The sequence below is a fragment of the Corynebacterium tuberculostearicum genome (genome assembly GCF_046097465.1).
GTDB lineage: Bacteria > Actinomycetota > Actinomycetes > Mycobacteriales > Mycobacteriaceae > Corynebacterium > Corynebacterium tuberculostearicum_I.
This window is the reverse complement of the sequence record NZ_CP175799.1, coordinates 122707-144541: the sequence shown is the minus strand read 5'-3', so window position 1 is coordinate 144541 and position 21835 is coordinate 122707. Positions and strand designations below refer to the sequence as shown.

17 protein-coding genes, 1 tRNA gene and 1 pseudogene are annotated in these 21835 nt (G+C 64.5%); 7 read left to right on the top strand and 12 right to left on the bottom strand.

The genetic code is table 11. The features are described from left to right. Positions 1–206: 206 nt before the first annotated feature. The 3 genes from ACKFRX_RS00675 (at position 207) to ACKFRX_RS00665 (ending at position 1854) form a co-directional block, all read left to right on the top strand. Entirely contained in the window at positions 207–947 is a 741-nt protein-coding gene (locus tag ACKFRX_RS00675) for a hypothetical protein (RefSeq protein WP_316981347.1), read from the top strand. A gap of 133 nt (positions 948–1080) precedes the next feature. After that, the gene (locus tag ACKFRX_RS00670; protein WP_005329698.1) at positions 1081–1284 is read left to right on the top strand and encodes a hypothetical protein; all 204 of its coding nucleotides are present in this window, start codon (positions 1081–1083) and stop codon (positions 1282–1284) included. Between the two features lie 99 nt (positions 1285–1383). Next, positions 1384–1854, top strand: coding sequence for an N-acetyltransferase (locus ACKFRX_RS00665; RefSeq protein WP_316981748.1), 471 nt, complete (start codon positions 1384–1386; stop codon positions 1852–1854). Here the strand turns inward: ACKFRX_RS00665 and ACKFRX_RS00660 are convergent. Further along, entirely contained in the window at positions 1851–2099 is a 249-nt protein-coding gene (locus ACKFRX_RS00660) for a hypothetical protein (protein WP_150851191.1), read from the bottom strand. The genes ACKFRX_RS00665 and ACKFRX_RS00660 overlap by 4 nt on opposite strands. Before the next feature lie 247 nt (positions 2100–2346). Beyond that, positions 2347–2419 (bottom strand) — tRNA-Ala (locus ACKFRX_RS00655). A 167-nt stretch (positions 2420–2586) separates the two neighbouring features. Between ACKFRX_RS00655 and ACKFRX_RS00650 the strand changes: the two genes are divergently transcribed. Together ACKFRX_RS00650 and ACKFRX_RS00645 are read left to right on the top strand one after the other, a co-directional pair. Further along, positions 2587–3450: a polysaccharide deacetylase family protein gene (locus ACKFRX_RS00650; RefSeq protein ID WP_408927964.1), complete on the top strand. Its 864-nt coding sequence runs from the start codon at positions 2587–2589 to the stop codon at positions 3448–3450. Next, positions 3450–3998 carry a DNA-3-methyladenine glycosylase gene (locus ACKFRX_RS00645; protein WP_408927963.1) on the top strand — a complete coding sequence of 183 codons (549 nt, stop codon included), beginning with the start codon at positions 3450–3452 and terminating at the stop codon, positions 3996–3998. The genes ACKFRX_RS00650 and ACKFRX_RS00645 overlap by 1 nt, the downstream gene beginning before the upstream one ends. A gap of 18 nt (positions 3999–4016) precedes the next feature. Here ACKFRX_RS00645 and ACKFRX_RS00640 read toward each other — a convergent pair whose 3' ends face one another. Both ACKFRX_RS00640 and ACKFRX_RS00635 read right to left on the bottom strand, forming a co-directional pair. Beyond that, positions 4017–4502 carry a MarR family winged helix-turn-helix transcriptional regulator gene (locus ACKFRX_RS00640; RefSeq protein WP_086589162.1) on the bottom strand — a complete coding sequence of 162 codons (486 nt, stop codon included), beginning with the start codon at positions 4500–4502 and terminating at the stop codon, positions 4017–4019. A gap of 66 nt (positions 4503–4568) precedes the next feature. Continuing rightward, positions 4569–4946 carry an MmcQ/YjbR family DNA-binding protein gene (locus ACKFRX_RS00635; protein ID WP_408927962.1) on the bottom strand — a complete coding sequence of 126 codons (378 nt, stop codon included), beginning with the start codon at positions 4944–4946 and terminating at the stop codon, positions 4569–4571. Between the two features lie 346 nt (positions 4947–5292). On the opposite strand from ACKFRX_RS00635, the pseudogene ACKFRX_RS00630 reads away from it, so the two are divergent. Together ACKFRX_RS00630 and ACKFRX_RS00625 are read left to right on the top strand one after the other, a co-directional pair. After that, positions 5293–6500, top strand: a pseudogene (locus tag ACKFRX_RS00630) (IS110 family transposase). A 439-nt stretch (positions 6501–6939) separates the two neighbouring features. After that, on the top strand, positions 6940–7356 hold the full coding sequence (locus ACKFRX_RS00625) for a triacylglycerol lipase (protein ID WP_248099370.1): 417 nt from the start codon (positions 6940–6942) through the stop codon (positions 7354–7356). A 194-nt stretch (positions 7357–7550) separates the two neighbouring features. On the opposite strand, the gene ACKFRX_RS00620 is transcribed toward ACKFRX_RS00625, so the two are convergent. From ACKFRX_RS00620 to ACKFRX_RS00585, 8 genes are all read right to left on the bottom strand, one after another. Then, positions 7551–9284 carry an ABC transporter ATP-binding protein gene (locus ACKFRX_RS00620; protein ID WP_238801894.1) on the bottom strand — a complete coding sequence of 578 codons (1734 nt, stop codon included), beginning with the start codon at positions 9282–9284 and terminating at the stop codon, positions 7551–7553. Continuing rightward, positions 9281–11059 (bottom strand): ABC transporter ATP-binding protein, encoded by a 1779-nt coding sequence (locus ACKFRX_RS00615; protein WP_179387189.1) that lies wholly within the window; start codon positions 11057–11059, stop codon positions 9281–9283. Before ACKFRX_RS00615 ends, ACKFRX_RS00620 begins: the two co-directional genes overlap by 4 nt. Further along, positions 11056–11739 carry a trans-aconitate 2-methyltransferase gene (locus tag ACKFRX_RS00610; RefSeq protein WP_034668635.1) on the bottom strand — a complete coding sequence of 228 codons (684 nt, stop codon included), beginning with the start codon at positions 11737–11739 and terminating at the stop codon, positions 11056–11058. Before ACKFRX_RS00610 ends, ACKFRX_RS00615 begins: the two co-directional genes overlap by 4 nt. A gap of 73 nt (positions 11740–11812) precedes the next feature. After that, positions 11813–12550 carry an ABC transporter permease gene (locus ACKFRX_RS00605; protein WP_250409443.1) on the bottom strand — a complete coding sequence of 246 codons (738 nt, stop codon included), beginning with the start codon at positions 12548–12550 and terminating at the stop codon, positions 11813–11815. Next, positions 12547–13299, bottom strand: a complete 753-nt coding sequence (locus tag ACKFRX_RS00600; protein ID WP_250409442.1) for an ABC transporter permease — start codon at positions 13297–13299, stop codon at positions 12547–12549. The genes ACKFRX_RS00605 and ACKFRX_RS00600 overlap by 4 nt, the downstream gene beginning before the upstream one ends. Continuing rightward, positions 13296–14339, bottom strand: a complete 1044-nt coding sequence (locus ACKFRX_RS00595; RefSeq protein ID WP_408927961.1) for an ATP-binding cassette domain-containing protein — start codon at positions 14337–14339, stop codon at positions 13296–13298. The genes ACKFRX_RS00600 and ACKFRX_RS00595 overlap by 4 nt, the downstream gene beginning before the upstream one ends. Continuing rightward, positions 14336–15514, bottom strand: coding sequence for a saccharopine dehydrogenase (locus tag ACKFRX_RS00590; RefSeq protein WP_408927960.1), 1179 nt, complete (start codon positions 15512–15514; stop codon positions 14336–14338). Before ACKFRX_RS00590 ends, ACKFRX_RS00595 begins: the two co-directional genes overlap by 4 nt. Next, on the bottom strand, positions 15507–21833 hold the full coding sequence (locus ACKFRX_RS00585; protein ID WP_408919434.1) for an amino acid adenylation domain-containing protein: 6327 nt from the start codon (positions 21831–21833) through the stop codon (positions 15507–15509). Before ACKFRX_RS00585 ends, ACKFRX_RS00590 begins: the two co-directional genes overlap by 8 nt. Positions 21834–21835: the final 2 nt, after the last annotated feature.

Sequence of the window (21835 nt, the reverse complement as noted above, 5' to 3'; positions counted from 1 at the left end):
CTGTAATGGTGATACCTTTGCAAGCCTGCAAACTGCGAGGTTGACGAAAAATCAGGTGAATAATAATCGTGGATTCTGAACCAAGCGGTCTATTTCTGGCGCGTTCCCGCTGCACGTCACGACGCCAACGGTGGTACACCACCCAACACGTCACTATGCTGGGTGAAAGCGAATTGATAAATCTGAGTTAAGGAGTGTTCCACCCCATGAACCCCACCACGCTGAACGTGGCCTTTAAGACCGCATCGAACCTGTGGAGCCAGTTCAATAACTACCGCGAGGAAAAGTCCCGCGAGGCCTACACCGCCTTGGAAGAGGCCGCACAGAAGATGGACGAGCGCGATAACGGCACCTTCGCCGAGCCGCGCCGCCAAGCAGGCGCCGTTACCCGCGCCGCACACTCCCGCCTCGAGCGCGCCCTGGAGGAGTTCAACGACTACCGCGAAGACGCCACCGAGCGCCTGAACGACGCCAAGGAAGAGGCCACCAAGAAGGCTAAGAAGGCCCGCAAGCAGGCCAAGAAGGATTCTCAGAAGGCCCAGAAGAACCTCAAGAAGAAGTCCGCCAAGGTAGCCAAGAAGCAGAAGAAGAATAAGAAGTCCTCTAAGGGCTGGATCTTCGCCGGCATCATCGCCCTGCTGTCCGCTGCAGCCGGCGGTGCCTACTACTGGCTGCGCTCCAACGACAAGCCGTCCCAGACCCCGCCGCGCGTGGATGACTTCCAGGCCGATTCCCACACCGCTCCGGAGTCCACCTTGGTCTACACCTCCACCAGCGAGAATGACACCCAGTCTGACCTCGTTGAAGAAGGTGCCGTACGCGATGAGGAGCTGCTCGGTTCCATCGATGAGCAGCTGGCCAAGCACCGCGAGGAAGAAGCAGCTCAGCCGGCTGATACCACCCGCGTTACCGATGACCACCAAAACGAGGGCAAGCACCGCCTGTAAACCGAGGAATAAATACGCTTACCACCCCGCCGTGGGGGTATGAATAGCGTTGTCTAGATCTCATTGCTTTGCCTAAACAAAAATCTCTTGATTGAATTCCCACATTAGGGATCTTTCTACAAGGAGATGAACAATGAGCTTTGAGACCCTTACCGTCAAGCTCAAAGACGGCGCAACGTACTACTTCCCGGCGGGCGCGGTGTCCAAAGACCCTTCCTCTCGCGTGGACAACCTGCGCTTCGCCATCGATAACGGAACCACCTTCCACTCCGTGGATGAGGCCGGCATCGAGCGCGAGTTCAACGGTCACGACGTCCGCAATTACCACTTAGCCTAAGCGTTAGCACAATCCTCTCCCCGCAGGTCACCAGCCTGTGCGGAGGGGATTTTCGCATGCCCACCCCACGCTGCTGCCCCGCCGTCTATCGTGGATCTTATGGAACTTCGCGCAACGCAGGAATCTGACCGCACCTACCTCGCCCGCCTCAATTTCCTTACCGATACCTTCGGTGACGAGCACGGCGAGCTCTCCCCCGACTTCGCCGATGATTTTGCCTTCTACGTGGAAAATTGGGATCCCAACCAGGGCGGTTTCATCGCCTGGCAGGAGCTCGTCCCGGCGGGCGGCGTGTGGCTCAACTGGGGTACGGAGGACAATCACGGCTTTGGCTTTGTCGAGCCCGCCATTCCGGAGCTCGCCATCGCGGTCGAGGCACGCTACAAGGGCCAGGGCATTGCCACCGCGCTTATCGACGCCGCCATTTCCCTCGCCCACACCCTGCGCGCCCCCGGCATCTCGCTAGCCGTCCACCCCGATAATCCCCGTGCCAAGGGTCTCTATGAACACCTCGGCTTCGAGCACGTGGGCAGCCACGAGGATCACTTTGTGATGGTCAAGCGCTTCTAAAGCGAACGCAGGCGGGCGTGGGTGACGTAAATCGGCTCGTTATCCACGGCCGTCTTAAATTCCTCGGTCAGGCCAGCCATAACCGCCTCACGCGCATCTTCGCGGGTGCTGTGAAAGCTCACAACCTCACCATCTACCGCAGCCTCGCCGCGCTTGCGCACCACAACGAATTCCGCGCCCTCCGGCGCCGCAACTTCCTTATCTGCGGAGGTAAAGGGATCGCTGTAGCGAACGTTGGCGGTCATGGTTGGTCTCCTGGTGGTATCGCGGGACAGTAATGATTCCCCATTCACTGTACTGAAAGTTTCCTCCCCGCGACCTTGCACTATCTGTCCGGACTTCCGAAGATCAGGACTTTTGTCCATCTAAACCAACAAAACCGTTGACGAAATATGAGGTTTAGATGGACAAAAGGCGCGACATCAACGTCTATCCACCCATTGCATTGAAAAAGTCCGGCGCCCTCCGAAGAGGAAGCCGGACTTCATGCTGTGGAGCATAGGAGAATCGAACTCCTGACCTTCTGCTTGCAAAGCAGATGCTCTACCAATTGAGCTAATGCCCCAGTGCCTACACACTTTACTACCGCAGCCGAAGCAACCACAAACCGCTCAAAACCCAGATCTCTCAAATCACTTTGGCCACTTTAGGCATGTCCTATCACGTCAGTAACACGCAGGCGCTAGGGTCATGGGCACATCATGTCCACTATCCCTGACCTTTAGGATCACTATGCGCCGCATCCTCACCTCTGCACTCACCGTGCTTATCGCCGCCGCCATGCCAGCAGCCGCTCATGCACAGTTACCGCAAATCCCGCGATTGCCTGCGTCTTCAAGCGCGGATATTCAAGGAGAAATCAACCATCGCATCGAGGATGCCCGAGCACAGGTTGAAGATTTCAGCTCCCAGGCATTTCCACACACTGCCCCCGGGAAGAAGGCACCCGCCGCCCCAGCTCCAAAGAAGCCGCAGCCGCGCAACAATGGCGGCGTCGACTGTGCCAACTGCGTAGCTATCACCTATGACGACGGACCCGGTGCCGAGACCAACCGCCTACTGGACAAGCTCAAGGCAAAGAACGCGCACGCAAGCTTCATGGTGCTAGCCCCCAACGCAGAACAGCATCCTGAGCTGCTCAAGCGCATGAAGGCCGAGGGCCATACCATTGGCAACCACACCAAGAGCCACCGCCAGCTCAACACCCTGTCTTATGACCAGGTATCCCAGGAAATCGACGCCGGCAATGCCGCCATCAAAAAGGCCACCGGCCAAGGCACGCGCTGGGTACGCCCGCCCTATGGCGCGACCAACGCCACCGTGGATCAGGCCACCCGCGATAAGGGCGTCTCCCAAGCGTTGTGGGACGTCGACACCGTGGATTGGAAGGACCGCAACTCCGACCATGTGTGCTCCGCGGCCGTACAAGGCGCCCGCGCCGGTTCTATTGTTTTGATGCACGATATCCACCCCACCACCGTGGACGCCGCCGATTGCGTTATCGACGGCCTGCGCGCGAAGGGCCTCGAGCCCGTGAGCCTGGATCGCCTCCTGCGCACCCCTGTAGCAGGTAAGCGCTACTACGCTCGTGGTTAATGATTGATTTTGCCCTGACTGCCGACGCCGTCGCTCCCCAACTCCTCGGCTGCACCCTCACCCATGCCGGGGTAAGCATCCGTCTCACGGAGGTTGAGGCTTACCTCGGTGCCGAGGATTCCGCTGCACATACCTTCAATGGCAAGACCCCGCGCAATGCGGCCATGTTCGGTCCGCCGGGTAGGTTCTATGTCTATATTTCTTATGGTATCCACCGCAACGTCAATATCGTTTGCGCCCCTGATGGCACCGGCCAAGGCTGCCTGCTGCGCGGCGGCGAAATCGTCGAGGGCGCCGATATCGCCTTCGCCCGCCGCGGCACCACCGATTTTCATAATCTTGCCCGCGGGCCAGGAAACTTGGGCAAGGCCTTAGGCTTCACGCTGGAAGATAACCACCAACCAATTCAGATTGTTGAGCGAACCTCCGAACCAGAATGGGTACGCGGACCGCGCGTCGGCATCTCGAAAAACAAGGAAGCGGCCCTGCGGTTTTGGATCCCTTTCGATAAAACCGTCTCGGGCCGCCGCGGCTATCCCAAGCAATAGCCTCGCAAGGCGCACTGCCTAATAGCGCCCACCATAGCGCTCATCATTCTCAATGGCTTTTATGATCCGCCGATTGATCTGCAGCATCTGGCGGATCTGCGTGCGGGTCAGGTTATCCATTACAGACCTTCGCGCCTGCTTAGCGTGCCCGGGCGCAGTCTCTACTACCTTGTCCCAACCGCTATCCGTCAGCTGTGCCATGGTGGTGCGGCCGTCAGTCGGGCACGGCTGGCGCACGACCCACCCCTGCTTTTCTAGGCGCGTAACAACCTGGCTCAAGCGAGACAAAGATCCATTGGCGGTAATCGCCAAGTCACGCATACGCATCTCGCGATTTTCCGCCTCAGATAGCCGAGAGAGCACTGTGTATTCAAAAAAGCTCAAACCTGCGTCATCGCGCAGCTGAGCATCCAAAATATTGGTCAAGCGAATATTTACGCTCATTAGAGACATAAATGATGCCAGTTCTTCATCATTTAGCCAGTAGTCATCGCGCTCAGTCATGGGATTTATTCTATCAACATGGCTTTAATTCTAAAGTGACTCGTCACTGTCCTAAACGCCAAGGCCCTAATGCCCAGAGGACGGATCGATCGGCCGCTGCCCTCTCGGCAGCTTCTCCACCACCAAACGATAGGAATCCGTGACTAACTCCTCTATCAGCTGTTGGTGCAACTCTGCGTATGGATAGACGGAAACCCAATGCCGCTTATTCATGTGGTAGCCCGGCGCAATGAATGGATACTGCTGCTGTAGCGCTTGGCAGTCTTCCGGCTCCGCCTTAATAATCATTTGCTGTTGACCTGTCACCGCTGTCAATAACAAGAAGATTTTGCCGCGTACTTTGAATACTTCCCAGTCGGGCCCGAAAGGATGCTGTACCTGCGAGCCGAGCATCTCTTCGGCGCGCTGCCGCGCAACCTTGTAGATGCCGCTCCCGTCCAACATCGCCCCCCATTTCGTTGTTAGCAGTTCCACCTCAAGGCACCGAAGATTCATAGCCTGTCCACCCGATTGGGCGGGCTATGTTTATTTCCGTTCCCTCCGTCTGAAAGGACAGTGGAACTAGTCGCTGGCTTCGGTATGGCTTATTCCCGCCCCTGTCTGAAAATGATCCGGGGGTGATGCCGCCGAAGACAGTGACATACTCAAACAGCTCAATAGGAACCTGACCCAGCCCAGGTGGTACGAGGTCTCACAGTAATGTAGATGCCAGTACTAAGTATGTCCGACAACCCCAGCGATGAAGCTCAAATAGTCCAACTTCTAAGTCATCGCTAGGAGGCATACACCCATGGCCTATGACTTCGTCATTGGCGTGGACGTCGGCAAATACTTCCACCACGCCTGCGTCCTCGATCCCCAAGGCAGGCAAGTCCTGTCCAAACGCATCAATCAGCATGAAGGCTCGCTACGCAAGCTCTTCGGCCAATTCCTCGCCGACAACGCCTCGGTCCTTGTCATTGTCGATCAGCCCAACAACATCGGCCGATTAACCGTCGCAGTCGCCCAAGACATGGGGGCAGATGTTCGCTATCTACCAGGGCTTGCGATGCGACAGCTCTCTCGCATCCACGTCGGCAACTCAAAGACCGATGTACGCGACGCCTACGCTATCGCCCATGCCGGTCTTAACCTTCCGGACTCCCTGCGCAGCGTCGACCGCGTTGAGGAAGTCTTTACCCAGCTGAAAGTTCTCAACGGTATCGACGAAGACCTCGCCCGGGCCTACACACGCCTAATTAACCAGATGCGATCCGCGCTCGTGGGAACCTATCCTGCATTCGAACATGTCCTGCGCGGACAGATGATTCACCGAAAATGGATCCTCCACCTACTTGCAAAATACGGCGGCCCCACCAAGATTCGACGCATCGGTAAAACACGCCTAGCAGCCTTTGCGCGCAGTCACAAAGCGCGCAATCCCGAGCCTGTCATCGATGCCATGCTTGCTGCCATCCACGGACAGACCGTGTCCATTGCCGGCGCAGAATACGCCGAACTTGGCGTAGCAATGTCCGCCAAAGACGCACTGGCCAAACTAGAGCATCGCAAGGAAATAGAAGCACAGGTACTCAAGCTCATTCAAGACATTCCTCAAACCGAGATTCTTTTATCCATGCCCGGCATCGGCCCACGTAGCGCAGCACAGATCCTCATGACTGTTGGCGATATGTCCGACCTCCCCGATGCAGCGCACCTAGCGTCCTATGCAGGCCTATCACCACGGACAAATCAATCAGGAACGTCCATTATGTCGAATTCGCCCAACCGCGCTGGCAACAAAAATTAAAGAACGCCCTATGGCAATCGTCTTTTGCATCGATCAGATTCCACGAGCGTTCCCGGCAATTCTATGAACGAAAACGCAAAGAAGGCAAAAGACACAACGCCGCAGTCGTCGCACTCGCACGCCGACGCCTCAACGCTCTCTTCTCCATGATGCGAAACGGCGAGCACTACCGAGACATCTCTACAGCTCAGGAGGCTGCAGCAGCCTAAAGCCAACAGACCCCCATCCAAGCCGATTGCACAGCAAGCCCAACCGGCTCCTCAAGGTACCCAAAACAACATCTACGAGACGAAGCAGAAGCCGTTCACACCCCCAACAAGCCCACCCGCGGAGTTGACAACCTATATAGGAACACCCCCGACGAGGTGACGAGAATCCCCTCGTCGCTGTCGGACGGCGGTTTCCCGACCGGTGGCTCGGCCGCCGGCAAACCTCACCCGCGGCCGCCCGGGCCCTGTCCATGGCCAAGCCCGGTCTGGTGCCCCCGGCGCCAACGACTTCCGGTGCCGCCCCGGGACGGTGAATTGCCCGTCATCCTCATTCCCGGGACCCGGGAGGACGCCTACGCGAAATGGGCGGGCCGGGCTCTGCGCCTACACGTTCACCGACAACCCGCTCGTCGTCGATGGACACCCCGTCGAATGGGCTGTGTTCAGCGGCGACATCCGCCACAGCTCGAAAACACTGGATTCCGTCGTCGACCGGGTGCTGGCCGCGACCGGAGCCCCGGCGGTTAACCTCGTCGGGTATTCGCAGGGCAGCGGACCCCTGCCCCACCACTACATCCGGGAGCTGGGCGGGGACCGGGTCGTCGAACAGCTCATCGGTACCGGTGCCTCGAACCACGGGCCCCGGGCGCACAGCGCAGCCGATCGCTTTGACGTCCACCCCGAGATGCGCCACGGATACTCCCGAAACGCCGGCAAAACGAACGCGCTTGCCTGGGAACAGCAGATCTCCGGTTCCATGCTGCTGAATGAGCTGACCATCGGCGACATCACTCGACCGGGCGTGCGGTACACCTTCCTGGGCACGCGGCACGACAATGCCGTGCTCCCCCACTAAAACTCCTTCGTGCGGGAACCCGGCGTCACCAACATCACCGTCCAAGACGTGTGCCCCGCCCACCGCACCGAGCACTACGGCTTCAATTACGACCCTGTCGCCCAGGGCATCGTCGAGGACCCGCTGACCGGGACGGCGTGGCGGGACCACTGCACCGGTACCGGACCGGAGCGATGGTCCTCGACGGACGAGGATCAGGCGCCCGGGGAGCCTCCCGTCCGGCACGTCCACGACTCGGCGTAGCGGCCGCCCTTCGCCAGCAATTCATCGTGCGTGCCCCGTTCTGCGACCGTCCCGTCCTCCGAAAGCACGACGATGAGGTCGGCATCGCGGACGGTGTGCAGGCGATGGGCGACGACGATCACGGTGCGATCGCCGCGCAACGCTTCCATCGTGCCAACAATCGCCCGCTCAGTGGCCGCATCCAGCGAGGACGTCGGCTCGTCGAAAAGCACCACCGGGGAATCCTTCAGAAGCGCCCGGGCGATGGCGACGCGCTGCCGCTCGCCTCCCGACAGCAGCGTCCCCTCCTCCCCCACCGGGTTATCCCACCCGGAAGGCAGCAGCTCCACGATGCGGTCCACCCCGGATCGCCGGGCGGCCTCGCGCAAGCGGTCTCCGTCGCCGGGCCCGGAACCGAATCCGGGGTCGGCGAAGACCACGTTGTCCCGCACGGACGCGTCGAAGAGGAACGTCTCCTGGAACACCGGGGTCACCAGCGAGTTCACGCCGTCGGTGCCGATCCGAGGCAAGGGCACCCCGCCAATGAGGATCTCCCCCGAGTCCGGATCATGAAACCGCGACAGCAGCCGCATGACCGTCGTCTTGCCCGCCCCCGAAGGTCCCACTATGGCGACCAGCGCTCCCTGAGGCGCACGGAAGCTGACGCCGTCGAGGACCTTCTTCTCCCCGTACCCGAAGCTCACGCCGCGGAACTCCACGTCATGCCCGTCGGGCAGCTCCGGTGCGGCAGGCTCGGGAAGGACGGGGATCGCCCGCAGCTCACGCAGCGCAGCCAACGTGTTGCGGCCCGCGCCGAAACCGCCGGACAACGCTCCCGCCGTGGTGATCGGTCCGGTGAACTGGACGACCACAATGAGCATCGGCGCCAAATGCGCCGGTGACATCCCGCCCGTCGCGGCGACCGCCACGGCGACGACCACCGCCGCCGTGAACACCGCATGGACGACCGAGCCCAACCGTCCGATGGCCGCGCCTTGCGTCGACGTCGCCTTCGCGAACGCATCGTGTTGGGCCTGGATCGCCTCATCCACCATCGCGTCCGCCGCCGAACCGTCGCCCGCGGCGCGAATCACCTGCTGGCCGCGGGTGAACTCGATCAGCCTGCCGGAGACGGCAGCGACGGCGTCAGCATGCGCTTCGTCCGACTCCCCGCCGACCCGGCCAATGGCCCGGTAGGCGAAGAAGAGCACCGGCGCCGACGCGACGAGAACCAACCCGACGCGCCAATCCATCGCCAGAATTCCGAGAGCGATGACGGTCGGCGTAACCACAGCGGCGATGACGGGCCGCAGGATCACGTGCGGCACGGACGCCGCGAACGCCATGCCCGAAGACGCCATCTCCGAAAAGCGGCCGGCCGTGGACTTGGTGACGTACCCGAGTGGCAACGTCAGCACGCGTTCGCCCAGGGAACGCAGCAGGGACGACAGCACCGCTGCGGAATTCGCCCTGCCGACCGTCCCCGCGGCGAGGGACAGCACCGCATGGGCGGCCGCGAGGCCGGCGATGACGCCGGTGAAACGCCACGCCGTCGCATCATCTCCCTCGGCCAGAGCCGACAGCAGCGGCAGCAGCGCGACGAACGCCGCTCCCTGTGCCAGCGCGGCAAGCGCGGCCAACGCAATGAGCCACGCCAGCGTCATCTTCGAGTGCCGATCCGTCATCGACCACAAGTCCCGGATCATCGGTTCCCTGCCTTTTCATCGTCTGCTTCAGTGCCCCGCGGGGCGGATGGTTCGTCGTCGAGGGCGAACGCGCGCCACAGATCCCGGTAGCGGCCACCGCGCGCAAGCAACTCGTCGTGGGTGCCCGCCTCCGCGACCGCTCCCCCATCGAGAACGAGGATGCGGTCAGCGTTGCGGATCGTGCTCAATCTGTGCGCAATCACGATCACCGTCCGCGAACGAGCCAAACGCTCGATTGCGGACTGAATGAGGGCCTCGGAAGCCGGATCCGCGTAAGCGGTTGCCTCGTCGAAGATGAGCACCGGCGCGTCCGTGACAATCGACCTCGCGATGGCCACGCGCTGCGCCTCACCACCGGAAAAGGTTACGTCGACGTTGACCACCGAATCCAGGCCCTTCGGCAGCGCCGCGATGACCGTATCGAGGTTCGCGAGCTTCGCGGCCGCCATGATTTCGCCGTCGGTGGCGTCTCTCCTGGCCAGCCGGATGTTCTCCCGCAAGGGCAGCGTGAGCAACTGCGGATCCTGGAACACCACCGACACCGAACGGTGCACGTCGCGCACGGCGATGTCGCGAAGATCGTCGCCGCCCAGCAGCACCGAGCCTTCGACAGGGTCGTGGAAACGCGCCAACAGCCGGGCGACGGTGGACTTTCCGGAACCGGAGGGTCCCACCAGCGCCGTGAGGGCCCCCGATTCGAACGTCGCGGACATCCCGTCGAGGACCCGCGGCCCATCCCCGTAGGAGAAGACCAGGTTCCGGACCTCGAGCGCGCCTCCGTGCACGGGCACCGGCTCGGCGGACTCGGTGATCGGCGGCGTGCCCAGCACCTCCGCGATGGACTTCAGGGCGGCGATCCCCGCGATGATGGGTTCGGAGTTCATAGCCACCCTCACGATCGCCGCGGAGAGTCCAAGGCCGAGAACCAGCCCGGCGACGAGACCCTCCGGTTTGCCGCCCGCGGTGTCCCTCAAAGCGAGGCCGGCGCCGCACACCACTGCGAGGACCGTGATCGGGGACGTCACCACGTCGATGAGCCCGAGATAGATGTTCGACTGCCGGGACCAGGCGGACCACGCGCGGACGAACGACGACGCCGCGGCATCGTAGCGGCCCGCGCCCTGGCTGGCGCGTCCGAAGGACTTCATCACCGGGATGCCGCGCACCAACTCGATGACCGCAGCCGTCACTTTTTCAGAGGCTCGCTCGTAGTCGCGCTGAAGACCGGCTCCGCGCGAAATCATCACGCCCATCAGGGCGAAGGTGACCAGCACCGGGACGACCGCCACCGCCGCGATCCGCCAATCGACCGCGACGAGCGCGATGAGGGAAAGCAGGGGAACCAGCACCGCCACCACGGTCTCGCCGACGGTGTGACCCATGAGCTGGTGGACGGCCGCGACGTCCTTCTCAACCGACCCGATGATCCCCGACGAGCGCCGGGCGTCCAGCCAACCCAGCGGCAGCTTCCGGATATGGGCAACCAACCGGCGCCGGAGGTAGAGCTGCAGGTCGTTATCCGCCCGGTGCGAGAGCATGCCGGCGGCGCCGTCCGCAGCCATTCGCACCGTCGCGGCGACGACGATGACAACCACGGCCAACCACGTCCGATGCACCGGGGCCTCCGGGTACGTCATCGCGATGTCGATGATGCCGACCAGCGAAGCGACGGTAGCCACCGACGACAGGACGGACAACGCGACCACCGCACGCATCCGGGTCCGGATCGGGGCGAGCAGCGACCACGGGCCGACGGTCCCGTCCACGGCGCTCACTTCCCCGCCTCCCCGATCGCGCTTTTCTTCGCGAGAGTGCAGAAATACACCATGCCGGCGCGTGAGGCTCCGTCCAGCTTCAGCCCGTTGGCTTCGGCGAGGTCCTCGAGCTCGCTGCCCCGGAACACCCGGTGGCCCATCTTCGCCATGACGGCCATGTCGACCCGCTCGTTCACGTCGGGATCCTCGACGAACGTCTGCACGTAAGCGATGCCGCCGTCGGCGAGCAGCCCGGAGACCCTGCCGAGCGCGGCTCCCGCATCCTTCATTTGGTGGAGCGCGCCACACACCCAGATTTCACAGGCCCCGCCGGGCTCTCCCGCGAGCGGCGTGAGGATGTCGGCAACGTGGAATTCCGTCCGGGCCCCGAGCCCGTCGGCGGCGGCGCGTTCGCGGGCGATGCGGATCGCATTGGGCGACAGGTCGTAGCCGACGATGTTCGCCCTGCGATAGCGAGACTCAGCGGCGAGCGTGCGGGCGAGCCACCCGGTTCCGCAACCGAGATCGAGGACCCGGGCCGGCGCATCCGGCCCGGGATCCAGCGCACGGAGCTTCCGGTACACGGCGGCGGCGTCCATCGGTTCGCGCGCATAGCGGCTTAGGAACCTCGGCTGGACCTTGTCCTCGTAGGCCGCGAGGAGCCTGCGGTTGTTCTGGACAATCTGGGCGATCGACTTCATCTGGTTCTGTCTCCGGGTGTGTGGGCCGCGCCCACGCGGCGGTTTCGGGTTAGATGCTCGGATTCGCGGGCCGTCATGCAGACTCCCCCGGCCTCGTTTTCACGGCGATGCCCCACGCCGCGAGCACGGCGATACCAAAGAACCAGGCCGCGCAGACCACCAGACCCGCAGCCCCGGTACCGTTGACGGCCTCGCCGGCCGCGGATACGGGGGTGTGCCCGGCGATTCCGCGCAGGAGGGGACGGAAGTGGTCGGCGGGCATGAGCACCGTGTTGACGAACATCGCAACGATTATCAACGGGATAAGGGCCACGGATCCCTGGGGGCTGGTGATGGAGAACGCGATGTACGTGCCGGTGCATGCGGCCGCCGCGGCAACCATCGCGCCGGTCACCGTGATCCTCCACCACCAGGACACCTCCAGGGGGCCGTCGGAAAGCAAGGCGGCCACCGCCGCGACGACGATCGTCATCGACATGATCCGGATGAACTCGGCGATTATCCGTGCGGTCGGCACGGCCGCGTACGGTGCCGGCATTGTGATCAACCGCTCGTGGAGGCCATTGCTGCGTTCAACGAACACGGTGGACGATCCCGTGATGGCCAAGATGAACGCCCACGCCGTTACGACAAGGATAACCGCGTTCCGGAGTTCGAACTCTCCGGTGAGCTGCCTGACCAGGCTACCGAACATGCGGTTGACGATGAACAGGTACACGAGCGGAGCAATGAACGTCATGAACCAGAAGTCAGGGCGCCGCAGCCAAGTGTGGACGATGCGCCGCAGATGCACGAAAATGGCGTCGATCATGATTCGCTCCTCGAGGTGAACAGGCGGATGAACAGGACGATTCCGACGACCGTCGCGACACCGAGCCACAGGGCGGCCTCTTCCCCGGCGTGATTCGGGAAGGCGCCCGGGGACGCCGCCCTGATCACCTCGATCACCGGCGAAAAAGGCATGTGGCGCACGATGTCACGCAGGGAGCCGTCCACAGCGGTCGTCGGAATGAACGCGGTGGAGAACATGAGCAGCAGCATTTCCAGCGCCTGGATCGATGAGGCCGTCGACACCGGAGCGGGCACCATCAGGATCACCCCGTCCGTGACCAAGGACAGGACCGCGGCGGTGAGCAGTGACCACAGGACTGTCCACGCGACGTCACCGAGAGCCATGTCGAGGCCACAGGCCCACGCGACGATCAGCAGCGCCGCGATCGACGCGGACATCCGCAGCACATCGGTGGCGAGCCTGCCGGCGACATAGCCGCCCGTGGCCCCGGGCAACACGCGCACACGGTCGACGAGCCCGGATTCGACGTCCTGTCCCACCGCCATCGCCGACGCCGCGGCGGTGAACATCGCCGCCTGGAACAGGCAGCCGCCGAGCACGAAACGCAGGTACCCGAAGCCGGATTGCCCTGCCGAGTACCCAAACACCGCGTACAGGCACAGCAGGAAGAGGGGAGGAACGACGAACATGGAGATCAGCGACGCGGTGTTGCGTCGCAACAGCAGCAGATCCCGACGGAGGAACGCCGCGACCGACGTCGCACTCATCGCGCCGCACCCCCCGCGTTCATCGATATGAACACCTCGTTAAGGGTGGGCGGCGACACGCTCAGCGAATCCGGCAACGCTTCCGAGGCCTCCATCGCCCGCGCCACCGCCTCGAGGACCTGCGGTCCGGGGTCGACGTCGAGGGACACCAACTTCCCCGCGACGCGGGCGCGGTCCAGACACGCTCCCCTTAGGCAGCGGGCGAATGCCTCCGCCCCGGCGGCGGTGGCGAAGGACACGCGGAGCACGTGCGACCCGAAGTCGCGACGCAATTCCTCCGGCGTTCCGCTGGCGACGATGCGGCGGTCCTTGAGCAGATGGACGTGGTCTGCCAGCGCCTCCGCCTCTTCCAGGTACTGGGTGGTCAGCACCAGGGTCATTCCGTCGTCCCGCAGTTGCCGGATGAAGCCCCACAACTCTTCGCGGCTGACCGGGTCCAGCCCCGTCGTGGGTTCGTCGAGGAACAGCAACCTGGGCACGACGCACAGCGACGCGGCGATGTCGAGGCGGCGCCGCATGCCACCCGAATAGGCCGACGCCAACGTCGAGGCACTGTCCGCGAGCGAGAATTGCGCGAGCAGTTCCGTCGCGCGGGCGGCCGCGTCGGCGCGGTCGAGTCCGCGCAGACGCCCGAAGAACTCCAGGTTCTCCCGGCCGGTGAGGTTCTCGTCGATCGCCGCGAATTGGCCGGTGGTGGCAATGTCAGCGCGCACGCCCGCCGGATCCTCTTTCACATCGCGCGAGAAGATGCTCACCTCGCCGGAGTCTGCGGTGATGAGCGTCGACAGGATTCGGATGAGGGTGGTCTTGCCTGCGCCGTTGTGGCCGAGGAACGACACGATCGACCCGGCGGGCACGGTGAAACTCACGCCGTCGAGCACATGCTTGCGCATCCGGGCGCCGCGCTTTCCCTTACGCCCGCCGTCCGGCGGAGCACCTGCCCCGCCTTCGGGCGCGGTGCCGGCTTTGCCCGCAATCGGGTAGCTCTTCGTGAGGTCGCGGACGACGATCGCCGCACCCCGTTCAGCTTGATCCGTCATCGTTTCTCCTTTTCTTTGGTGTCGCAGTGGGCCGCTGCCGGCAGTGGCCCCGTGGTCAGGTTGTCATGCGGCGTTTCGATATGGATGCCCGCATCGCGGGCGAAGGCGAGGACCGGTTCGAGGAGCCGGGGGTGGCCGACGAGATCCCGGCACCCCGGCGCGACCGGCTTCCCCGCGACCGACGCAACGGTGGCGGCGGCAATGGCCGCGGTCATTTTGTAGGAACCCGGGCCAGTCGCCCGGACGACGGTTGTCTCGGCCGCCGACCCCGCATCGCCCGCGCCGGCGGAGGACAGTGCGACGACCAGCTCGGCGGGTTGCGGAGTGCCCTTCGCCCGCGCCTTCCGCGACGTCACGGCCGCCCCGAGACGGGCGAGCAGACCGGAGACGACGGGCATCGCGTACAGTCTCGACGTGCGGATCTTCTCCACCGACTCATCGGGGAGAGCATCGAAGGCGACGTGGTAGGAATATCCGAGGATCGAGGGGCACACCTCGCGTACGACGTCGATGTCCGGGCATTCGTAGCCGATTCCGCTTTGCGACGACACCAGGTTGCGCCGCACTTCGACGATGGCGCCGCCGAGCATCGCGCGGTATCCGCCGCGAATGGTCCGGAACATCGACTCGACCGACGCGGCCCCGGATTCCTGGTCGGCGCCAATTCGCAGATCGACCCGCACATCGCGGACCTCTTCGGCCCCCGCAGCGCGGGCCCCGAGCATCAACAGGGCCGTCGACAAGCCCGGGCACAGGCCGAACCCGGTGAGCACGGGAACCCCCTCCCGCCGAGCATCCCCGTCGAGGGCCATGATTGCGCGGCGGGCGTCGATCGAATCGTTGACGTCGATGTACCCGGTGCCTGAGTCGATGCAAGCACGGGCGAGTGAGTCTGCATGCACCTCGAACGGGCCGGTGCAGTTGACCACCCAATCGTGTTTGCGGAAGACCCTGCAGATCTCGTTGTGGCCGGCGGCGATCCTCAGCGGGAAGTGCCGCCCCGGGCCATCGTCCGGTTTCTGCCGGGAAGTGTAGGCCAGCTCAATCCCGTCGACGACGCCGAGCATCCCCCGGACGAGCCGTCCGGTGACGCCGGTACCTCCGGCCACCAGCACTTTCACGGGTTCGCCCCCGTCGCGGTCCCGTGCTTCCCCGCCGTTTCGTCGGTCAGTCACTTTCTATCTCCTTTCCCCGGTCCCGCGACCGGTCGATTCCATCGGACGACGGGTCCACTGCCCTGTCATCCGTTTCCGGTGCCCGGCGCCGGCGTTCGATGTACTCCCCGATGAGAGCCCCAGTCAGCGCGGCATCCTCTCCGAGGACGAACGAATAGTGGTTTCCCGCGACGCCGACAACGCAGAGGTCATTGACGAGGTGGTCCCGCCACTGGTCGTGGTTGTGGGCCTCGCCGTCATCGGGGAGAACGAACAACGCCTCCCTCACCCGCCCCTCGGGCCGGTACCGGGTGCGGGCATCGATGAGCGAGCGCAACGAGTTGAACTCCGTCGCTGTCACCCGGTTGCCGGAAAGCCCAAGGTCCTCCAGGAGCGTCGGTGCGACCGCTGCGGCCAGGGCACGCAGGCGGGCCCCCCGTTCCCCGTCGGTCTCGTCGACCCCGTCGAACTCCGCCCAGAGGCGGGAAACCGGCGTTCCGTGCGGGAGATTGGCGATCGAGGGCACCACCCGGGACAGCAGCCCCTTTTCGGATTCCGCGTCGAAACCCCCGACGTCGACCGCGATCCCCGGAGCCAGGCTGTCAAGAAATACCAGCGCGGGATCGAGATCGGCCAAACGGAGCACCATCTCGGCTGCGATGGTGCCGCCGAGGCTCCATCCGACGATCGCCGGGGCGGCACCGTCGACGAGCACCTCGCGGACCCGGCCCGAGTAGTGGGCCGCGATGTCGCCGATGCCGGTAGCGTGGGGGAATGGTCTCTCGAACTCCGCGAAGCCGACACCCCACACCTGCCCGCCACCGGGGATCGCGAGTGCCAGGTCTCGGTAGATGTCGACGGTGCCGAATCCGCCGTGGACGAGGAAGATCGGGCGCGCCTCATCGCCGCTGCGCAATAGGACCAGCGAACGGTCCGCGGCCGACGCGCCGGGGTCATCCGCGTCCCGCCGGTCGGTCGGCGTGGCCGTCGACTGGTCGACGAGCTCGGCCACGCCACGTGGCGTCGGCTTGGCCAGCGCTTCCGCGAGCGGCACCGACGCCCCGGTGATGTCCTGAATCCGCTGCATTAGCTTCACGAATCCCAGGGAGTCGTAGCCGAGGAGGAACAGGTCGTCGTCCGCGCCGGCTTCGGCGCCGCCGAGATCGGCCCGGACCATCCCGGTGATGACCGTCAGGTATCCGCGAGCTCGGCCCAACAGGTCCCCGGATGCGATCCTCGAGATCGCGCCCGACCTGTCGCGCTCCGCCGATGACGCGCCCGCGACGCCGTCGTCGATCGCCCCACCGCCGGAAGAAGTGCCCCCGACCGCCAGGCGCAGGTGCCGAACCTGGCCGACGCTCAGCGGCGCCGCTTCGGGGCAGCCCCCGGCGAAGCCCGACACCGACCTGATGTAGTGGTCGAAGATGTCCTCCACCAGTTCCGGTTTCAGAATCTGCTCGACGAAATCCCAGGCGACGTTGATACGCCCGTCGACCTCCATCACCTGGTTGTCCAACAGCACCTGCGGGGTCTGGGAGATGGCGTAATCGACGTCTCCCAGGACGTGGGCATCCCTGCCCGAGCCATCGCCTGCCGCGGAACCCTCGCCGAACAGCAACGAGGTGTACACGAACGGCGCTACGGCCTGTCCGACGGGCAGACCCCGGTGGCGCGCGATGGCGCCGAGCAACGACACCCCGGAATACCCGGCCGCTATGTGCCCGAGCAGCCGGTCGCGCAGTTCCGCCGTCCACCAACGGAGATCATGGTCGGCGGCCGCTTTCACCGGCATCAGAATCACGCCGGTGAAATCACCGAAGACGCCGGCGACGTCGGCGATTTCGGGATCACGATTGTACGTGGTGATGTTGATGCCGACCGAATCCCCCCTCGACCACAGCGACAAGCTCGTCGCATAGCAGGCGAGAAGCAGTGCGGACACGCTGCCGTCGGCGGCGCTGGCCCGTTCCCGCAACAGTGCGGTTTCCGCAGCGGTGAATGTGTACGTCAGGCGACGCATCCGCGGCACATCCACGTCCGCGGCCGCACCGCTTGATGGAAGGGTGTTGCCGGGCGGGAATTCCTCGACCACCGTCCGAGTCAACGTCTCTTCGCCCCGCCCGACCGCCGAAGCTTCCCGGCGCTTCATCTCCAAGACGTACGTGCGGTAGTCGCCAGTGACAGGGGGAAGCTCCATTCCCCGGTACAGCTTGTCCAGGTCGTCGATGAAAATCCGCTGGCTCGCCCCGTCTCCGATGATCATGTCCACGCTGAAGAACAGGCGGTGCCGCCCGTCCGGGAGCGCGAACGCCGACAGATGGAACAAGGGCCAGCTGCCCAGATCGAATACCTGGTGGCTCAGCTCATCGCGCTTGCGCCGCACCGCCTCGACCACGGTCGCCTCATCGGCGGCCCGGTAGTCGGCGACGTCAATGCGGTAGCGCGGAACCTCCGGCAGGATCCGCTGCGTGGCTTGTGCGGTGAACACGACGCGCAACATCGGATGCCTGCGGATTAGATTGTCGAGGGCTTCCTCCAGGCGGTCGATGTCGATACCTGGTTCTGTGACGGATTCGATGTAGTAGTGCTCGGTGACGCCGCCCAGCTCGAACCCGGAGTTCCGGCCAACGTAGTAGGCCTTCTGCATGTCGGTCAGGGGGAACGGCGCGTGGGGGTCGTCCCCGAATTGTTCCACCGGATCCTTCCCGTGGGCACTCGCGGAACATTCTCGGGCGCCTCCTGCGGCTGAACCGGCACCGACGGCGCAATCGGGGGAAGACATTGCCTCGGCGACGTCTTCAGACTCGGCCCTGGACTCCCGCATGGCTTCCGAGACAAGGCCGGCGATGTGCGCGATGGTCGGGTCGGCGATGACGTCGCGGAAACGGAGCCGGACTCCCGTCTTCTGCCGGATCGCGCGCATCATAACCTGGAATTGCAAGGAATCGCCGCCGCGGCGGAAGAAAGACTCTCCCGCGCCACACGTCGGATCCGCGGCACCCGTCGACGGGGCTTCCCCGAGGATCTCGTCGAAGACTCCGGACACCAACTCGATCGCCCCGGGGTCGGCGACGGAACCAGGCGCGCCCACGGCTCCGGCCCCCACCCCGGCGGCCTCGCTATCGGCCGTTGCCCCGCCGACCGCGGCGCCGACGTGCCTACGAATTTCCTCCTGATCCAGTTTCCCGTTGACGGTAACGGGCAGGTGCGCCACCGGCAGCAGGACCGTCGGTACCATGTACGCTGGCAAGCAGCGGGCAAGCTCGGCCCGGACGGCATCCCGCGAGCCGGTCATGTCGTCCGCCGGAACGTAGAGGCACGCCAGGAGTCCCCGATCGCCCGATTCGACGACCGCCGCCATCGACGCGGTCACCAGGCCGGACCGCTCGAGGACCGATTCGATTTCTCCAAGTTCGACGCGGAAGCCCGCGATTTTCACCTGACGATCGCGGCGGCCGAGAAATTCCACAAAACCCTCCGCATTGAACATGCCCACGTCTCCGGTCCGGTAGCAGCGCCCGATACCTGGGACATGCCCGAAGGCGGCAGCGGTCCGCTCCGGATCGGCCGCGTACCCCTGCGCGACCCCGAGACCGCTGATGTGGATTTCCCCCGGCACGCCAACGGGGCAATGCACCCCGTCGGGCGCGAGCACGTGGATGCCCTGGTTCGCCAGCGGGTACCCGTAGGGAATGCGGTTTTCCAGGCTGTCGCGTTGCAGCGGGCAGTGGATGGACCAAATGCTTCCTTCGGTCGCACCGCCGAGGCTATTGATCGACGCGTTCGGGAACATGGCCATGGCGCGTGCCGGAAGCCCCGCTGCGATGCGATCGCCGCTGAGCAATACGGTGCGCACATCCGGGAACACGTCGTCGTCCGCCGCCCGGACCAGGGCGAGCTCCAACAGGGCGGGCGCGGAGTTCCACAGCGTGACCCGCTCTTCCCGCAAGACGTCGAGGATTTCATCGGCGTCGCGTTCGTCTCCGACCATCGTCACCGTCGCGCCTGCCGCGAACGCACCGAACACGTCGTAGACCGACAGGTCGAATCCCAGCGACGACAATCCGATGATGCGATCGGCGGAGGTGACTCCATACCGCCGGTTCACGTCGAGGATGGTGTTGACGCAGTTGCGATGACTGATCCGCACACCCTTTGGACGGCCCGTGGTCCCCGAGGTGAAGATGACGTAGGCAAGGTCGTCAGGGGCAGTGCCGGGCGAAGAGTGAGCACCCGCGCTGCCCGCGCGGTCGCAGACTTCCGCGGCTGCGGGCTTGCCGACGCCCGCCACTCCGCTTTGGTCCAGTTCATCGATCATGCCGGTGTCCAGAATCGGGCCCGCCGCACCTGAGGCTTCCACGACGTATTCTTGTCGCTGGGTCGGCATGCCCGCGTCGACAGGCACGAATGCGGCTCCCGCACGCAATACGCCGACCATGTTGACGATGTCGTCGGGATGCTTGGTGTAGCGCACGATCACCGCATCCCCCGCCCCGACGCCGGAATCCGAGAGTTGGCGGGCGATGCGTCCGGCCCGGGCCCAGACCTCGGCGTAGGTGTACGAGATGCCCCGGGCAGCGAGGCGCACGGCCGGTGCGTCCGGAGTCGCCGCGCATGCGGCTTCGACAAGCGAAACCAGGGTGTCATCGTGGATCGGTCCCGCAGCGTCGTTGTAGCGGGCGACGGCCCCCTCCGTCTCCGCATGACGGATGGGCAGAGCCTCTCCACCCTCCGCCACCACGTCCAGGGCCTCCGCAACGGCCCCGAACATCGCATCTACCGCAGGGAAGTAATCGTCGACCACGTCCCACGACAACACCATCCCGCCCGATGCCGGCATCACCTGAATGTCGAGGCACACCTGCGCGGTTTGCGTGTAGACGCGTTCGATGACCGGGCTGCGCCCGCTTCCCCGCTCGCCGCCGAGGTAGCTGGTGAACACCACCGGAGCAGTGGCCTGGGACTGATTGGCCGCGTCCCGAAGGAATCGCTGTAGTACCTCCACACCGGAAACGCCGCGGTGGGACAGCCCTTCGCGGATGTCCAGGTCGATCACCTCCGCCAACCCGTCGATGGTCGCGGCTCTCCCGGCGTCGACGCCGACGAGCATCGATGAAGTGAAATCTCCCATCACCCTCGTGCCCGCAGCGAGGCCGCTGCGTTCGCTGACAGTCACATTGACCGTCAACGCGGATTCGGGCAGCCACCTGCAGACGACGGCGGCGTTGACGGCCATCACCAGCGACGACAGGGTAACTCCAATGCGGCGGGCACGTTCGCCGAGCTTGGCGGTGACCTCCGCGTCAAGCACCGTGCCCAAGCGCCGGGTCGACCAATCGTCGCCACCCTCCACGGCCGCCGGGAACTCCGGGCGCCGCGGCAGATCTGCGGCCTTCTTCTCCCAATAGGCGAGGTCCTCGGGCCGTTTCCCGTCGCGCCGGCGCGCGGAGATTGCCGCCACGGCATCCCCATATCTGGAAGCCGGAGCCGGCGACTCCCCGGCCAGCAGGGATTCGAGCTCGTCGAAGAACAGGTACACCGAACCCGCATCCATGACGATCATGTTGAAGTAGATGAACATCCTGCACCCGCCCGCATCTGCGAGCAGCCTCGCGGCGACCATGGGACCGTCCTCGTTCGACGATCGCGCCGCGGTTCGCATGTCCCGACGGATCTCCCCCACCGCCGCGTCGACATCGTCGCCGGACCCGACTACCTCGACGGTGGCGAGGCACGCGCCGGTCGGGCTCAAGACCCCGGCATCGACGTCGAGCCGATGGAACAGCACGTCGTGACGCCCGAAGACCGCCTGCACGGCCTCCTCCACCTGCGGCAGCGGATGGTCGTGCCGGGATTCCGCGTAGATGTACGTCGCTTGGCCGCCAAGCTCGATGTCCTCGTCCGCGCCGAGCAGATAGGCGGTCTGGATCGGATTGAGCGGGACCGCATCCGCGGGATCGGCCCCATTTTTGCCGGCCCCGCCGTCATCCGACTCATCCGTCGCCGCAGCGGGGTCGGCAGCGGCGCCTGCGGCAGATCCGGCATCAGCGCCACCCCGGGCCGCGTCGATGGTGGCCGCCAAATCAGCGACCGTGGCCCCGGGGTCCATCGCCGCGTAATCGATGCTGACCCCGTACTCATCCTCCAGCGCCAGCAACATCTGGAGGAAAGTCAGGGAGTTCGGGATGTGGTCGCGGAGTTTCACGTCCGCCGAATCCAGGTGCACGCCGATGGCGTCGGCGATGGACTCCGACAGCCGTTCGGGGGCGACTCGGACCCCGGTGCGAGTTCCTCCCACGGCGGTAGATGCGACGGCCGGCGCGATCGTTTCATTGGTCATGG

Bases quoted from the DNA above. Each gene is read 5' to 3' on its own strand.
- ACKFRX_RS00675 (WP_316981347.1), top strand. From the start codon at position 207: ATGAACCCCACCACGCTGAACGTGGCCTTTAAGACCGCATCGAACCTG.
- ACKFRX_RS00670 (WP_005329698.1), top strand. From the start codon at position 1,081: ATGAGCTTTGAGACCCTTACCGTCAAGCTCAAAGACGGCGCAACGTAC.
- ACKFRX_RS00665 (WP_316981748.1), top strand. From the start codon at position 1,384: ATGGAACTTCGCGCAACGCAGGAATCTGACCGCACCTACCTCGCCCGC.
- ACKFRX_RS00660 (WP_150851191.1), bottom strand. From the start codon at position 2,099: ATGACCGCCAACGTTCGCTACAGCGATCCCTTTACCTCCGCAGATAAG.
- ACKFRX_RS00650 (WP_408927964.1), top strand. From the start codon at position 2,587: ATGCGCCGCATCCTCACCTCTGCACTCACCGTGCTTATCGCCGCCGCC.
- ACKFRX_RS00645 (WP_408927963.1), top strand. From the start codon at position 3,450: ATGATTGATTTTGCCCTGACTGCCGACGCCGTCGCTCCCCAACTCCTC.
- ACKFRX_RS00640 (WP_086589162.1), bottom strand. From the start codon at position 4,502: ATGACTGAGCGCGATGACTACTGGCTAAATGATGAAGAACTGGCATCA.
- ACKFRX_RS00635 (WP_408927962.1), bottom strand. From the start codon at position 4,946: ATGTTGGACGGGAGCGGCATCTACAAGGTTGCGCGGCAGCGCGCCGAA.
- ACKFRX_RS00620 (WP_238801894.1), bottom strand. From the start codon at position 9,284: ATGATCCGGGACTTGTGGTCGATGACGGATCGGCACTCGAAGATGACG.
- ACKFRX_RS00610 (WP_034668635.1), bottom strand. From the start codon at position 11,739: ATGAAGTCGATCGCCCAGATTGTCCAGAACAACCGCAGGCTCCTCGCG.
- ACKFRX_RS00605 (WP_250409443.1), bottom strand. From the start codon at position 12,550: ATGATCGACGCCATTTTCGTGCATCTGCGGCGCATCGTCCACACTTGG.
- ACKFRX_RS00600 (WP_250409442.1), bottom strand. From the start codon at position 13,299: ATGAGTGCGACGTCGGTCGCGGCGTTCCTCCGTCGGGATCTGCTGCTG.
- ACKFRX_RS00595 (WP_408927961.1), bottom strand. From the start codon at position 14,339: ATGACGGATCAAGCTGAACGGGGTGCGGCGATCGTCGTCCGCGACCTC.
- ACKFRX_RS00585 (WP_408919434.1), bottom strand. From the start codon at position 21,833: ATGACCAATGAAACGATCGCGCCGGCCGTCGCATCTACCGCCGTGGGA.